Source organism: Staphylococcus sp. FSL W8-0304 (genome assembly GCF_038006565.1).
GTDB classification, from domain to species: domain Bacteria; phylum Bacillota; class Bacilli; order Staphylococcales; family Staphylococcaceae; genus Staphylococcus; species Staphylococcus epidermidis.
In genome coordinates, this window is the sequence record NZ_JBBOVL010000001.1 from 1,413,467 (window position 1) to 1,428,301 (window position 14,835).

Consider the following 14,835-nt stretch of genomic DNA (forward strand, 5'->3'; position numbering starts at 1 on the left):
TTTAAGAGATGCACTTAATAATCAAGCTCTTCCTGTCCAAGCAAGCTCAAATTATATAAATTCAGATGAAGATTTAAAACAACAATTTGACCATGCTTTAAGTAATGCTAGAAAAGTACTTGCAAAAGAAACTGGTAAAAACTTAGATGAAATACAAATTGAGGGACTCAAACAAGTGATTGAGGATACTAAAGATGCTTTAAATGGTATCCAACGTTTATCAAAAGCTAAAGATAAAGCAATTCAATATGTACAATCTTTATCTTATATCAATGATGCACAACGTCATATTGCTGAAAATAATATTCACACCTCTGATGATTTATCATCTTTAGCAAATACATTATCTAATGCTAGTGATTTAGATAATGCAATGAAAGACTTACAAGATACTATAGAAAGTAATTCATCTTCTGTTCCAAATAGTGTGAATTATATTAATGCAGATAAGAATTTACAAATTGAATTTGATGAGGCACTACAACAAGCAAGTGCAACAAGCTCTAAAACTTCAGAAAATCCAGCAACGATTGAAGAAGTATTAGGCCTTAGTCAAGCCATTTACGATACAAAAAATACATTAAATGGTGAACAACGACTTGCAACTGAGAAAAGCAAAGATCTAAAATTAATAAAAGGATTAAAAGATTTAAATAAAGCGCAACTTGAAGATGTCACAAACAAGGTAAATGCAGCAAATACTTTAACAGAGTTATCTCAGCTCACTCAATCAACGTTAGAATTAAACGATAAAATGAAATTATTGAGAGATCAACTTAAAACTTTAGTAAATCCCGTTAAGGCAAGTTTAAATTATAGAAATGCTGATTATAATTTAAAACGTCAATTTAACAAAGCTTTAAAAGAAGCTAAAGGCGTGTTAAATAAAAATAGCGGTACAAATGTCAATATCAATGACATTCAGCATCTTTTAACACAAATAGATAATGCAAAAGATCAATTAAATGGTGAACAACGTCTAAAAGAACATCAACAAAAATCTGAAGTATATGTTATTAAAGAATTAGATATACTTAATAATGCTCAAAAAGCTGCAGTAATTAATCAGATTAGAGCGTCTAAAGACATTAAAATGATTAACCAAATTGTTGATAATGCAATTGAATTAAATGATGCTATGCAAAGTTTAAAAGAACATGTAACTCAATTAACAGCAACTACAAGAGACAACATCGAATATTTAAATGCCGATGAAGACCTAAAATTACAATATGATTACGCTATCAACTTAGCGAATAATGTTCTTGACAAAGAAAACGGTACAAATAAAGACATTAATATCATAATTGGTATGATTCAAAATATGGATGATGCTAGAGCACTTTTAAATGGAATCGCAAGACTTAAAGATGCTCAAGCAAAAGCACATAATGACATTAAAGAAACGCTTATACGTCAACTTGATGAAATTGAACATGCTAATGCAACATCAAATTCTAAAGATCAAGCTAAACAAATGGTAAATGAGGAAGCTAGAAAAGCGCTTTCTAATATTAATGACGCAACATCAAATGATTTAGTTAATCAAGCAAAAGATGAAGGGCAATCTGCAATTGAACACATACATGCAGATGAATTGCCTAAAGCAAAACTAGATGCTAATCAAATGATTGACCAAAAAGTTGAAGATATAAATCACTTAATTAGTCAAAATCCAAACTTATCAAATGAAGAAAAAATAAACTAATATCTCAAATTAAGAAGTTAGTAAATGAAATTAAGAATGAAATTCATCAAGCTATAAATAAACAACAAATAGAAAATGCTACAACAAAACTAGATGGAATCATTGATACTACTAAAAAATTAGTTATCGCCAAAGCAGAAGCTAAACAAGTGATAAAAGAGTTATCACAAAAGAAACGAGATGCAATAAATAACAACACTGATTTAACACCTTCTCAAAAAGCACATGCTTTAGCAGATATTGATAAAACAGAAAAAGATGCACTTCAACATATCGAAAATTCTAATTCAATTGATGATATCAATAACAATAAAGAGCATGCATTTAATACTTTAGCTCATATTGTTATTTGGGATACTGATCAACAACCATTAGTTTTTGAACTACCTGAATTGAGCCTTCAAAATGCTCTAGTAACAAGTGAGGTGGTTGTTCACAGAGATGAAACGATTTCATTAGAAGCTATAATTGGAGCTATGACTTTAACTGATGAACTTAAAGCAAATATTGTTTCATTACCAAAGACTGATAAAGTAGCTGATCACTTAACCGCTATAGTTAAGGTTATGTTAGCTGATGGCTCATATATCACTGTAAATGTTCCAGTGAAAGTTGTAGAAAAAGAATTACAAATAGCTAAAAATGATGCTATAAAAATAATTGATGTTCTGGTAAAACAAAAAATCAAAGATATAGATTCTAATAACGAATTAACGTCTACTCAACGTGAAGATGCAAAAGCTGAAATTGAAAGATTGAAAAAGCAAGCTATCGATAAAGTGAATCATTCAAAATCGATTAAAGATATTGAAACAGTAAAACGAACTGATTTTAAAGAAATAGATCAATTTGATCCTAAACGCTTTACGCTAAATAAAGCTAAAAAGGATATCATTACTGATGTTAATACTCAAATCCAAAATGGTTTCAAAGAAATCGAAACAATAAAAGGTTTGACTTCTAAAGAAAAAACTCAGTTTGATAAACAGTTAACTGCACTACAAAAAGAATTTTTAGCAAAAGTCGATCATGCTCATAATTTAGTAGAATTAAATCAATTACATCAAGAGTTTAATAATAGATATGAACATATTATAAACAAGGCACATTTACTAGGTGAAAAACATATAGCAGAACATAAATTAGGATATGTTGTAATAAATAAAACTCAGCAAATATTAAATAATCAATCTGCTTCTTACTTAATAAAACAATGGGCACTTGATAGAATTAAACAAATTCAACTAGAAACGATGAATTCAATTCGTGATGCACATACCGTACAAGATGTACACAAAGCATTGTTACAAGGTATAGAGCAAATCATGAAAGTAAATGTAAATATTACAAATCAATCTTTCAAGGATTCTTTGCATAACTTTAATGATCTTCAATCAAAACTTGATGCTAGATTAAGGGAAAAGGATGTTGCAAATCATATCGTACAAACTGAATCATTCAAAGAAGTTCTAAAAGGAACGGGTGTTGAACCAGGAAAAAACAATAAAGAGACACAGCAACCAAAACTTCATAAGAATGATAATGATAGCCTATTCAAACATTTAGTTGATAATTTTGGAAAAACTGTAGGTGTTATTACATTAACTGGTTTACTTTCTAGTTTCTGGTTAGTTTTAGCTAAAAGACGTAAAAAAGAAGAAGAAGAAAAACAATCGATAAAAAATCATCGCAAAGACATTCGTCTTTCAGATACTGATAAAATAGATCCAATGGTAATAACTAAGCGTAAAATAGATAAAGAAGAACAAATACAAAACGATGACAAACATTCAATTCCTGTTGCTAAACATAAGAAATCTAAAGAAAAGCAATTGAGTGAAGAGGATATTCATTCAATCCCCGTCGTTAAACGTAAACTAAATAGTGATAACAATGATACTAAACAGAAGAAAGTTGCTTCTAAAAAGAAGAAAACGCCTCGATCAACTAAAAAAGTTGTAAAAAACAAAAAGCGTTCTAAAAAGTAAAATATATCTTTAACACAGAACAAGCCCGGGACTTAATGCCTCGGGCTTGTTTTTGTGTTAATCATCGATTATTGAGTACGAACGTATTATAATAAGCTTTTCAAAGCCGAAATCTTATTGGTGAGGTTGAACAAACAATTAAATACGTAATATATCATATTAACACTTTAGATTATTGTGATGTAAGTTTGTATAGTGTTTGTTGAGCAAGTTGATTCGCTTCTTTATTTTGTTTTCGTGGAATCCATTTCACAAACATCAAATCAAAACTTTGCTCTAAGATTTCTATGTTTTCAAAATAAACTTTAAACTTAGCATTTTTAACTTTACCTTGTAGCATACTATCTTCAATTAATTTTGAATCAGTATAAAGTAACGCGTTAGATACTTTTAATTCGCGTGCGTGTTCCAAAGCGTGCAACATTGCTGCCCATTCTGCACTATGATTATCCATTTCACCTAAATCATGGGTAAATGCATATCTTTGTGAATTTTCTTTTATAATAATCGCACAAGCACTTCGGCCGGGATTTCCTTTAGTCGCAGCATCAAAATGTATTTTAGCCATTACTTTTACTCCTCTTCAGAATTGTCTACTCGCTAAAATGTATCTATTATATTGTATCAAACTAAAAAGACGAAACGCTAAAAATTAAATCAAAAACAAACAGAACCTAAGATAACATATATACTAGAGGTTCTGCTAACAAATAGGGCATTGATGTCTATATTGAGCCCTTTTATTAAGATTTATTTAACTTTGGTCGTACGTCCTATCATTGAAAATTTCACTTGGAATTTCTACGGACAAATCAAATTGAATTTCGAAGCTAGTTCAGCACAAGGAATTCTGTTTCGTTTTTTGTATATCTACATATCGAATACAATAAATATTAATACCCATTATCTAATTGTTCTATCTTTCCTTTTCGATATAGAGACTTAGCAATATATCCAAATGGTACATTAAAAATTGTTGACACTAATTTTAACAGGTAAGTTGTAATAAATATTTCAAAAACAGCAGTACCTGGCATAGTACCAATAAAAGCAATTGAAACAAATAAACCGGTATCAATAATAGAACTTAAAATGGTACTACCATATGCTCTAATAATAAAGGTTTGATCAGAGCTAAATATCTTTTTAATCATACTGAATATAAATACATCAATATGTTGGCCTATTATATAAGCAATAATGGAACCTATAGCAATTCTAGGCACTAAATCAAAAATCATTTTTAATGAGTTTTGCGCATTGTCTACTGGAGCAGGAATAAAATGCAATGACATTTGCATGACTATAATCATTACTAAGGTTGAAGAGAAACCAAGCCACACTGCTCTTTTAGCAACTTTACGACCATAGATGTCATTTAATATATCAGTAGCTAAATATATCGAAGCAAACATGACATTTCCAAGTGTAGCCGTAATACCAAAAATATGAACTGCTTTTATGACCTGTATATTAGCGATAATCGTTCCTATTGCTACCCAAGCAATTAGTCCTTGTTTACCAAAGCAACGATACATCAGTACCATTAAAGCGAATGTAACAATAAATGACGCAATACCAAATATTTCATTATACATATCATTTTCCTCCTAAATTTTGTTAAAGCGGGTGTTTAGAAACCGCCAAAATTAACTATACTAGTTTACTTAAAATTTATCTTTAATGCAATGCTAAAAAAAAGAGTAAATAAATATTAACTTAAACCAACATCTAAGTTATCAATTTTCTCAAAACTAAAATTGATTATTTCAAATTCCCAACTTATAAATGCTATAATACAAACATGTGAAATGAGTATATATTATAAATAGTCTATAGCTAAGGGAAGTGGAAGCTATACTCACTTATACAGAACAACAAGCAATTCAACACATCGACCAATTGATGAATATTTATTGTCACCAATGTCCATTAAAAAAGCACAATAGAAAAACTCACGGTAAAACACAAGCACATCATTTTTGTATAAATGAATGCACGGTCGGTAAACAAATTAAACAAATTGGTAATGAGTTACAATAGGAGGATGTCACATGGAGATTATAGCAATTTCAGAAACACCTAATCATAATACAATGAAAGTTTCTTTGAGTGAACCACGTCAAGATAACTCATCTACAACATATACTGCCGCTCAAGAAGGTCAACCTGAATTTATTAACCGATTATTTGAAATAGAAGGTGTTAAATCAATATTTTATGTTTTGGATTTTATATCAATTGATAAAGAAGATAACGCTAACTGGAATGAATTATTACCACAAATAGAAAACACGTTCGCTAAAAGCAATTAATTTTCTATATAGTACAATTAGAAACAATTTATAGTAGAGGAGCATTTTATGATGAATGGATACGAAGCTTATATGAAAGAACTTGCACAACAAATGAGAGCTGAATTAACAGACAATGGATTCACAAGTCTTGAAACGAGTGATGATGTCAATCAATATATGCAAAATATAGATAATGATGACACAACATTTGTTGTAATCAACTCAACATGCGGTTGCGCTGCAGGATTAGCACGTCCAGCAGCTGTTGCAGTTGCAGAACAAAATGAAGTAAAACCAGATCATAAAGTAACAGTATTTGCTGGTCAAGACAAAGAAGCAACACAAACAATGAGAGATTACATCCAACAAGTTCCTTCAAGTCCCTCATACGCATTATTTAAAGGTCAACATTTAGTTCATTTTATACCTCGAGAACATATTGAAGGGCGCGACATCAATGATATAGCTATGGATTTAAAAGATGCTTTTGACGATAATTGTCAATAAACTTAATATTGTCTAGCTATGTCAAAGAATCACTAAAACTAATATCATTCACTAGAGTGGGACAGTCGATTCAACATGAATCCTGTCCTATTTTTTTCAATTACAATCATACTTACATATTAAATGTAATTGTTCTTTAACTCATTCTATTTGATTACTTTCTCTACCAACGATTATGTAAAAAATTGAGGTGCATCATTCATGTTTTTAGCTTGGAATGAAATAAAAAGAAATAAAATTAAATTCAGTTTAGTCATTGGCATATTAGTACTTATAAGTTATTTATTATTCCTACTGTCTGGACTTGCAAACGGCCTTATTAAAATGAATACTGAAGGTATAGAAAAGTGGAATGCAGACGCTATCATTTTAAAAAAAGATGCTAATCAAACTGTAGAGCAATCCTTATTCAATATATCCAAAGTGCAAAATACTTATGAACAATCAACCACATTAAAACAACAAGGGGTCATTATCTCAAACCATCATCACGAAGAAAACGCGTTACTTTTCGGCGTTACACACAAATCATTTTTAATCCCTCCTATAATTAAAGGTCATCAAGTTGAAAGTTCAAATGAAGTAGTCATTGATCAATCACTAGCCGATAAGGGGTTCAAAATAGGTGACATCTTATCTTTATCTCAATCAGATGAAAAGCTAAAAGTGGTAGGTATTGTAGAAAGTGCTAAATATAATGCTTCACCCGTGCTATTCTCTAATAATAAAACCATTGAGAAACTTAATCCCAAATTATCAAAAGATAAAACAAATGCCATAGTAGTCAAAGACTCAAATTGGAAAAATCATAAACTTAACAAAGATTTAGAAAGTATTTCAATCTCGCAGTTTATTAAAAATCTTCCTGGCTATAAAGCTCAAAATTTAACTTTGAACTTTATGATCGTTTTTTTATTTATAATTTCAGCAACAGTTATTGGCGTATTCTTATATGTTATAACGCTCCAAAAAACACACTTATTTGGTGTACTTAAAGCACAAGGCTTTACAAACGGCTATTTAGCAAAAATGGTTTTTGCTCAAACTTTCATATTATCTTTAATTGGAACAATCATTGGATTTCTCTTAACACTATTAACAGGCACATTTCTGCCGAGTGTCGTTCCAATTCATTTTAATTTATTAACGATGTTGATATATGGAATTGTTCTTATCATTATTTCTTTATTAGGCAGTCTATTTTCTGTTCTGTCTATAATAAAAATAAATCCACTTAAAGCAATTGGATAGAAAGGAATCATAAACATGTTAGAGTTCAAACAAGTGAGCAAATCTTTCAGAGACGGCAATCAAATAATTCAGGCAGTAAAACCTACCGATTTAAAAATAATTCAGGGTGAACTGATTGCTATTGTGGGACCCTCAGGTTCAGGGAAAAGTACATTTTTAACTATGGCTGGCGCCTTACAACGACCTACTTCAGGAAATATTTACATCAACAACAAAAATATATCAATATTATCTGAAAAGCAGTTATCAAAAATAAGAATTAACGAAATAGGTTTTATATTACAATCGACGAATCTCGTGCCTTTTTTAACAATCGAACAACAATTCAAACTTCTTGGCAAATATAAAAAAGATACATTAAGTGAAGATGGATATCAAAAGTTGGTTAAACAGCTAAATTTATCGGATATTACCAATCAATTACCAAATCAAATATCCGGTGGTCAAAAACAGCGTGTGGCAATAGCTAAAGCTATCTACACAAATCCATCAATCATACTAGCAGATGAACCTACCGCTTCATTAGATACGAATAATGCAATGGCTGTAATGAAAATACTTCAAGAACAAACGAAAGAAAGAAATAAAACATGTGTGATTGTTACTCATGATGAACGTTTAACTCATTTTTGTGATAAAACATATTTCATGGAGGATGGACTTCTTTCACTCCAATAGAAATAAAATATTCACAATTACTTGCATTTCATATTTGAAATTCCCGAGTCAACATTTGTTGTGACTCGGTTTTTTTATAAAAAACAGTCCATTGAGTCTTTAAAAAATCTTATGTAAGAAAATTTCACAACTCAAATTCATATTGTCAAGATCGAACAACCAATTCAACACATTCCTATTTATTAACTTGTTTTATATGAGATATTTTACATAAAAGGTTTAAAATTTTATAAACTCAAAACCCTCTCTCTTCTATCGATACATCTTTTCTAGTATAATGTTCATTAATATAATACATATTTTTATAAGGAGTTGTACGCATGTATAATCCATTCGACGAAGCTTATCATGGCTTATGCGAAGAGATATTAGAAATAGGGAATAGACGCGATGATCGCACACATACAGGGACAATTTCCAAATTTGGGCATCAATTGCGTTTCGATTTAACCAAAGGGTTTCCTTTACTTACAACCAAAAAGGTTTCTTTTAAATTAGTAGCAACTGAATTATTATGGTTTATTAAAGGAGATACAAATATTCAATACCTTCTTAAATATAATAATAATATATGGAATGAATGGGCTTTTGAAAATTATGTTCAGTCTGCTGATTATCATGGACCAGACATGACAGATTTTGGACATCGTTCTCAGCAAGACCCTGAATTTAACGAGCAGTATAAAGAAGAAATGAAAAAATTTAAAGAACGTATATTAAACGATGATGCATTTGCTAAAAAATATGGCAACCTAGGGAATGTTTATGGTAAACAATGGAGAGATTGGGAAGATAAAAATGGTAATCATTATGATCAATTAAAATCAGTTATACAACAAATTAAAAACAATCCAAACTCTCGACGACACATTGTTTCAGCATGGAATCCTACTGAAATCGATTCAATGGCATTACCACCTTGCCACACAATGTTTCAATTTTATGTACAAGAGGGTAAATTAAATTGTCAATTATATCAAAGAAGTGCTGATATATTTTTAGGTGTTCCCTTCAATATTGCAAGTTATGCTTTACTGACACATCTTGTTGCAAAAGAATGTGGACTTGAAGTGGGTGAATTCATTCATACGTTTGGAGATGCACATATTTATTCCAATCATATGGATGCAATACATACACAATTATCAAGAGAAAGTTATCTACCACCTCAATTAAAAATTAATACAGATAAATCAATTTTTGATATTAATTATGAAGATTTAGAATTGATAAATTATGAATCACACCCTGCTATTAAAGCACCTATTGCGGTATAAAAAGATGCATTAATATTTCGCATACAGAAAGGAGGTATACCATGACATTATCAATAATTGTCGCTCACGATAAACAAAGAGTCATTGGGTACCAAAATCAATTACCATGGCATTTACCAAATGATTTAAAGCATGTTAAACAACTGACCACTGGAAATACACTTGTAATGGGACGAAAAACTTTTAATTCTATCGGGAAACCACTGCCAAATAGACGTAACGTTGTGCTCACTAACCAAGCTTCATTTCACCATGAAGGGGTAGATGTTATAAACTCTCTTGATGAAATTAAAGAGTTATCTGGTCATGTTTTTATATTTGGAGGACAAACGTTATTCGAAGCAATGATTGACCAGGTAGATGATATGTATATCACAGTAATAGATGGGAAGTTTCAAGGAGACACTTTCTTTCCACCGTACACATTTGAAAACTGGGAGGTCGAATCTTTAGTGGAAGGTCAACTAGATGAAAAAAATACTATACCGCATACATTCTTACATTTAGTGCGTAGAAAAGGGGAATAGGAGGCAATTATGGCTAAACAAATTATCGTCACAGATTCAACCTCTGATTTATCACATGAATATTTAGAACAACATAACATTCATGTTATACCATTAAGCCTGACAATCGACGGAAAATCTTACACTGATCAAGTTGATATCTCTTCAAGTGAGTATATCGATTATATTGAAAATGATGCAGACGTCAAAACAAGTCAACCACCTATTGGTCGATTTATTGAAACATATGAGCAATTAGCTCAAGATGACGTTGAAATTATAAGTATTCATCTTTCGTCAGGTTTAAGTGGTACTTATAATACTGCTGTTCAAGCGAGTCATATGGTAGATGGTAATATTACAGTGATTGATTCTAAATCTATTTCGTTTGGGTTAGGCTATCAAATTAAGCAAATTGTTGAATTAATAAGTCAAGGTACATCAACAGAAAAAATAGTTGAAGAAATGACACAATTACGTGATAACTTGCAACTGTTTGTGGTTATCGGTCAGCTTAATCAACTCATTAAAGGTGGCAGGATAAGTAAAACAAAAGGTTTAATTGGAAACATTATGAAAATTAAGCCAATCGGAACTTTAAGAGATGGTCAACTTGAACTAGTGCATAATTCTAGAACTCAAAACTCTAGTGTCCAATATTTAAAAAAAGAAATTACAGATTTTGTTAAAGATCATAAAATTAAATCAATAGGGATTGCTCACGCCAACGTTAAAGATTTCGTTGATAAAATCAAAAAATCATTTACAGAATCATTTGATTTTAACCAATTTGATATTAATGTAACAACTCCAGTGATTTCGACGCACACTGGACAAGGTGCAATTGGACTTGTGGTATTAAGAGATACGTTGAACTAAGTTGTCACAAAATCACATATAAGATTCTGAGTTAAATACTTTAAATTCCCGACAATATAGCGTAAATTTAAACAAACAGATAACTTAAGGAGGGAATATAACATGGCATATGCGACACTAGCTGGAGGTTGTTTTTGGTGCATGGTTAAACCCTTCACCTCATATCCTGGAATAAAATCAGTCGTTTCCGGATATAGTGGAGGACATGTAGAAAACCCAACATACGAACAGGTATGCACAAATCAAACAGGACATGTGGAAGCTGTACAAATTGAATATGATCCTGATATTACAACATTTGAAAATATCTTAGACGTATATTTTAAAACATTTGACCCAACTGATGACGGAGGGCAGTTCTTTGATAGGGGTGAAAGCTATCAACCTGTCATTTTTTATCATGATGAGAATCAACGCAAAGCTGCCGAGTTAAAGAAACAACAAATTGACGAAGAGGGTATCTTTAAAAAACCGGTGATCACACCGATTAAACCATATAAAAATTTCTATCCTGCAGAAGAATATCATCAAGATTACTACAAAAAGAATCCTACGCATTATGAACAATACCAACGTGGATCTGGTAGAAAAGCATTTATCGAATCACACTGGGGGTCTCAAAATGATTAAAAAAAACAAAGATGAACTGAATGACATAGAGTATCTAGTCACTCAAGAAAATGGTACTGAACCTCCTTTTCAAAACGAGTATTGGAATCACTTTGAAAAAGGAATTTACGTTGATAAATTGTCCGGCAAACCATTATTTACTTCAGAGGATAAATTTGAATCTAATTGCGGTTGGCCAAGTTTCTCCAAAGCATTAAATGATGATGAAATCGTAGAACTTGTTGATAAATCATTTGGTATGATTAGAACTGAAGTTCGATCAGAAAAAGCGAATAGCCACTTGGGACATGTTTTTAATGACGGACCTAAAGAAAAAGGTGGTTTAAGATACTGTATTAACTCTGCTGCGATTCAGTTTATACCTTATGATAAACTAGAAGAGTTAGGATATGGAGATTTAATTAAACATTTCAAAAAATAGGAGTGCATTTACATGTTTAAAAAGTTATTTGGAAAAGGTAAAGAAATTGACAAAAACATTAAAATCTACGCACCTTTGACAGGTGAGTATGTCAAGATTGAAGATATTCCTGATCCAGTCTTTGCGCAAAAAATGATGGGAGAAGGCTTTGGTATTAATCCTACAGAGGGTGAGGTTGTTTCACCGATTGAAGGCAAAGTCGATAATGTTTTTCCAACAAAACATGCTGTAGGGTTAAAAGCCGAAAATGGATTAGAGTTATTAGTTCATATCGGATTAGATACCGTTCAATTGGATGGCAAAGGGTTTGAAGTACTTGTTGAAAGTGGGGATGACATTAAAATAGGCGATCCTCTTATACGTTTTGACTTAGAATATATTAATAATAATGCAAAATCTATTATTTCCCCTATTATTATTACAAACTCTGATCAAACTGAATCAATTCATATTGAAGACGTAAAGGCAGTAGTTAAAGGGGAAACACAAGTTATTGATGTGACAGTAAGCTAATGGTTAAGAATTATTCATTTTATCAATTTATTATGACCGTGCGTGGAAGAAAAGATGATAAAGGGGTTTTTGCTGAGCAAATTTTTGAAGACCTTGCCTTTCCAAAACACGAAGATGATTTTAATACATTATCTGAATATATTGAGACACATAGCGAATTCACCCTACCAATGTCTGTATTTGATGACTTGTATGATGACTATACGGAATGGTTGAAGTTTTAAATTCTTTTCATTAATAAATATTGATAGAGCCTGGGACACGACTCATTGTCTCAGGTGTTTTAATGTAAAGGGATTCAAACTCTACACTTTTTTAGTTATAACTTTTGTTAGATGCACACAGAATAATTACACTGTTTTCTCAATGAAACATACGTTTAATATAGTAATTTTTAGCATGTACTACTCAAGCCTCATGTGATTTTCACTTACATACATCATAATTAAAAATATTCGAATACATACAAGATGAAAATTTCTCAATAACTTGTTAATGATTAAGTATAAATATAACCTATGAATTTATATTTTGTATAACTCAATATGAACGTAAAAGGATGTGATACCATGAATGATTATCAAAAAAATCATGCAACATCTCAAGATGATAATACAAAATCAACACCGTCTAAAAATAGCAAGCAAATAAAAATTAAATTATGGCATTTCATACTCATTATTTTGGGCATTATTCTTTTAACATCTATCATAACTGTAGTATCAACGATTTTAATTAGCCATCAAAAAAGTGGTTTAAATAAAGAACAACGTGTAAATTTAAAAAAAATTGAATATGTCTATCAAACACTTAATAAAGATTATTACAAAAAGCAAAGTTCTGATAAATTAACTCAATCTGCCATAGATGGTATGGTTAAAGAACTGAAAGATCCCTATTCAGAATATATGACTGCTGAAGAAACAAAACAATTTAATGAAGGCGTATCAGGTGATTTCGTTGGCATAGGTGCCGAAATGCAAAAGAAAAATGAACAGATAAGTGTTACTAGTCCAATGAAGGATTCACCAGCAGAAAAAGCTGGTATTCAACCTAAAGATATCGTCACACAAGTGAATCATCATTCGGTAGTCGGTAAACCACTTGATCAAGTTGTTAAAATGGTCAGAGGTAAAAAAGGAACATATGTTACTTTAACTATAAAACGTGGTTCGCAAGAAAAGGATATTAAGATTAAACGCGATACCATTCACGTTAAGAGTGTAGAGTATGAGAAAAAGGACAATGTAGGCGTTCTAACAATCAATAAATTCCAGAGCAATACTTCTGGTGAACTCAAATCTGCAATCATCAAAGCGCATAAGCAAGGCGTCCGTCATATCATTTTAGATTTGAGAAATAATCCGGGTGGTTTATTAGATGAAGCAGTCAAGATGGCAAACATCTTTATTGATAAGGGAAATACAGTCGTTCAATTGGAAAAAGGTAAGGATAGGGAAGAATTAAAAACTTCTAATCAAGCACTAAAACAAGCAAAAGATATGAAAGTATCCATCTTAGTTAATGAGGGATCAGCTAGTGCTTCAGAAGTGTTTACAGGTGCTATGAAAGACTATCATAAAGCTAAAGTTTATGGTTCTAAAACATTTGGTAAGGGGATCGTTCAGACCACTCGTGAATTCAGTGATGGTTCATTAATTAAATATACAGAGATGAAATGGCTAACGCCTGATGGCCATTATATACATGGTAAAGGAATTAGACCAGATGTTAGTATCTCGACACCAAAATACCAATCACTCAATGTCATTCCAGATAACAAAACTTATCATCAGGGTGAAAAAGATAAAAATGTTAAAACGATGAAAATAGGTCTAAAAGCTTTAGGTTATCAAATTGATAATGAAACAAACATATTTGACGAACAATTAGAATCCGCTATTAAAACATTTCAACAAGACAATAATTTAAAAGTTAATGGCAATTTTGATAAAAAAACAAATGATAAATTTACTGAAAAACTTGTTGAAAAAGCGAATAAAAAAGATACTGTTTTAAACGATTTACTAAACAAACTAAAATAAACTTGCGAGAAAACCATTAAACGAAAAGAACGCATTCAACTCTTTAAGTGTAATATCATTCTTAAAGAGTTGGATTTCTTAAATTTAATAACCATTCACGTTTGAATTAAGAGCCTGAGACATATAGTATATGTA

The 14,835-nt window shown here is 31.0% G+C and carries 15 protein-coding genes and 1 pseudogene (1 of these 16 running past the window's edge); 14 read left to right on the top strand and 2 right to left on the bottom strand.

Annotation, left to right across the window (positions count from 1 at the left end; translation table 11 throughout):
* Positions 1 to 3,696 (top strand): annotated as a pseudogene (gene ebh, locus NST35_RS06605) (hyperosmolarity resistance protein Ebh); it begins 26,753 nt to the left of the window's first position.
* Positions 3,697 to 3,868: 172 nt separating this feature from the next.
* Here the strand turns inward: ebh and NST35_RS06610 are convergent.
* On the bottom strand, positions 3,869 to 4,264 hold the full coding sequence (locus tag NST35_RS06610) for a ribonuclease HI family protein (protein WP_002446449.1): 396 nt from the start codon (positions 4,262 to 4,264) through the stop codon (positions 3,869 to 3,871).
* Positions 4,265 to 4,589: 325 nt separating this feature from the next.
* The gene (locus NST35_RS06615; protein ID WP_002457671.1) at positions 4,590 to 5,294 is read right to left on the bottom strand and encodes a queuosine precursor transporter; all 705 of its coding nucleotides are present in this window, start codon (positions 5,292 to 5,294) and stop codon (positions 4,590 to 4,592) included.
* A gap of 250 nt (positions 5,295 to 5,544) precedes the next feature.
* On the opposite strand from NST35_RS06615, the gene NST35_RS06620 reads away from it, so the two are divergent.
* From NST35_RS06620 to NST35_RS06680, 13 genes are all read left to right on the top strand, one after another.
* On the top strand, positions 5,545 to 5,739 hold the full coding sequence (locus NST35_RS06620; protein WP_002446447.1) for a zinc-finger domain-containing protein: 195 nt from the start codon (positions 5,545 to 5,547) through the stop codon (positions 5,737 to 5,739).
* Positions 5,740 to 5,750: 11 nt separating this feature from the next.
* Positions 5,751 to 6,011: a NifU N-terminal domain-containing protein gene (locus NST35_RS06625; RefSeq protein ID WP_001831110.1), complete on the top strand. Its 261-nt coding sequence runs from the start codon at positions 5,751 to 5,753 to the stop codon at positions 6,009 to 6,011.
* 51 nt (positions 6,012 to 6,062) lie between these two features.
* Positions 6,063 to 6,500, top strand: a complete 438-nt coding sequence (gene brxA / locus NST35_RS06630; RefSeq protein WP_002457670.1) for a bacilliredoxin BrxA — start codon at positions 6,063 to 6,065, stop codon at positions 6,498 to 6,500.
* Positions 6,501 to 6,701: 201 nt separating this feature from the next.
* Positions 6,702 to 7,751, top strand: a complete 1,050-nt coding sequence (locus NST35_RS06635; RefSeq protein WP_002446446.1) for an ABC transporter permease — start codon at positions 6,702 to 6,704, stop codon at positions 7,749 to 7,751.
* Between the two features lie 15 nt (positions 7,752 to 7,766).
* Positions 7,767 to 8,429, top strand: coding sequence for an ABC transporter ATP-binding protein (locus NST35_RS06640; RefSeq protein WP_002457669.1), 663 nt, complete (start codon positions 7,767 to 7,769; stop codon positions 8,427 to 8,429).
* A gap of 320 nt (positions 8,430 to 8,749) precedes the next feature.
* Positions 8,750 to 9,706 carry a thymidylate synthase gene (locus tag NST35_RS06645; RefSeq protein WP_002457668.1) on the top strand — a complete coding sequence of 319 codons (957 nt, stop codon included), beginning with the start codon at positions 8,750 to 8,752 and terminating at the stop codon, positions 9,704 to 9,706.
* 41 nt (positions 9,707 to 9,747) lie between these two features.
* On the top strand, positions 9,748 to 10,233 hold the full coding sequence (gene dfrC, locus NST35_RS06650; protein ID WP_002457667.1) for a trimethoprim-sensitive dihydrofolate reductase DfrC: 486 nt from the start codon (positions 9,748 to 9,750) through the stop codon (positions 10,231 to 10,233).
* A gap of 9 nt (positions 10,234 to 10,242) precedes the next feature.
* On the top strand, positions 10,243 to 11,091 hold the full coding sequence (gene fakB2 / locus NST35_RS06655) for a fatty acid kinase binding subunit FakB2 (protein WP_002500978.1): 849 nt from the start codon (positions 10,243 to 10,245) through the stop codon (positions 11,089 to 11,091).
* 102 nt (positions 11,092 to 11,193) lie between these two features.
* Entirely contained in the window at positions 11,194 to 11,721 is a 528-nt protein-coding gene (gene msrA, locus NST35_RS06660; RefSeq protein ID WP_002457665.1) for a peptide-methionine (S)-S-oxide reductase MsrA, read from the top strand.
* Positions 11,714 to 12,142 (top strand): peptide-methionine (R)-S-oxide reductase MsrB, encoded by a 429-nt coding sequence (msrB, locus tag NST35_RS06665; protein ID WP_002446440.1) that lies wholly within the window; start codon positions 11,714 to 11,716, stop codon positions 12,140 to 12,142. Before msrA ends, msrB begins: the two co-directional genes overlap by 8 nt.
* 12 nt (positions 12,143 to 12,154) lie before the next feature.
* Positions 12,155 to 12,655 carry a PTS sugar transporter subunit IIA gene (locus tag NST35_RS06670; protein ID WP_002457664.1) on the top strand — a complete coding sequence of 167 codons (501 nt, stop codon included), beginning with the start codon at positions 12,155 to 12,157 and terminating at the stop codon, positions 12,653 to 12,655.
* Positions 12,655 to 12,879 (top strand): YozE family protein, encoded by a 225-nt coding sequence (locus NST35_RS06675; RefSeq protein WP_001831241.1) that lies wholly within the window; start codon positions 12,655 to 12,657, stop codon positions 12,877 to 12,879. Before NST35_RS06670 ends, NST35_RS06675 begins: the two co-directional genes overlap by 1 nt.
* A gap of 345 nt (positions 12,880 to 13,224) precedes the next feature.
* Positions 13,225 to 14,700 (top strand): S41 family peptidase, encoded by a 1,476-nt coding sequence (locus NST35_RS06680; protein WP_002457663.1) that lies wholly within the window; start codon positions 13,225 to 13,227, stop codon positions 14,698 to 14,700.
* Positions 14,701 to 14,835: the final 135 nt, after the last annotated feature.

Excerpts from the sequence above, each read along its gene's own strand:
- NST35_RS06610 (WP_002446449.1), bottom strand. The coding sequence starts at position 4,264 with ATGGCTAAAATACATTTTGATGCTGCGACTAAAGGAAATCCCGGCCGA.
- NST35_RS06615 (WP_002457671.1), bottom strand. The coding sequence starts at position 5,294 with ATGTATAATGAAATATTTGGTATTGCGTCATTTATTGTTACATTCGCT.
- NST35_RS06625 (WP_001831110.1), top strand. The coding sequence starts at position 5,751 with ATGGAGATTATAGCAATTTCAGAAACACCTAATCATAATACAATGAAA.
- brxA (WP_002457670.1), top strand. The coding sequence starts at position 6,063 with ATGAATGGATACGAAGCTTATATGAAAGAACTTGCACAACAAATGAGA.
- NST35_RS06635 (WP_002446446.1), top strand. The coding sequence starts at position 6,702 with ATGTTTTTAGCTTGGAATGAAATAAAAAGAAATAAAATTAAATTCAGT.
- NST35_RS06640 (WP_002457669.1), top strand. The coding sequence starts at position 7,767 with ATGTTAGAGTTCAAACAAGTGAGCAAATCTTTCAGAGACGGCAATCAA.
- NST35_RS06645 (WP_002457668.1), top strand. The coding sequence starts at position 8,750 with ATGTATAATCCATTCGACGAAGCTTATCATGGCTTATGCGAAGAGATA.
- dfrC (WP_002457667.1), top strand. The coding sequence starts at position 9,748 with ATGACATTATCAATAATTGTCGCTCACGATAAACAAAGAGTCATTGGG.
- fakB2 (WP_002500978.1), top strand. The coding sequence starts at position 10,243 with ATGGCTAAACAAATTATCGTCACAGATTCAACCTCTGATTTATCACAT.
- msrA (WP_002457665.1), top strand. The coding sequence starts at position 11,194 with ATGGCATATGCGACACTAGCTGGAGGTTGTTTTTGGTGCATGGTTAAA.
- msrB (WP_002446440.1), top strand. The coding sequence starts at position 11,714 with ATGATTAAAAAAAACAAAGATGAACTGAATGACATAGAGTATCTAGTC.
- NST35_RS06670 (WP_002457664.1), top strand. The coding sequence starts at position 12,155 with ATGTTTAAAAAGTTATTTGGAAAAGGTAAAGAAATTGACAAAAACATT.
- NST35_RS06675 (WP_001831241.1), top strand. The coding sequence starts at position 12,655 with ATGGTTAAGAATTATTCATTTTATCAATTTATTATGACCGTGCGTGGA.
- NST35_RS06680 (WP_002457663.1), top strand. The coding sequence starts at position 13,225 with ATGAATGATTATCAAAAAAATCATGCAACATCTCAAGATGATAATACA.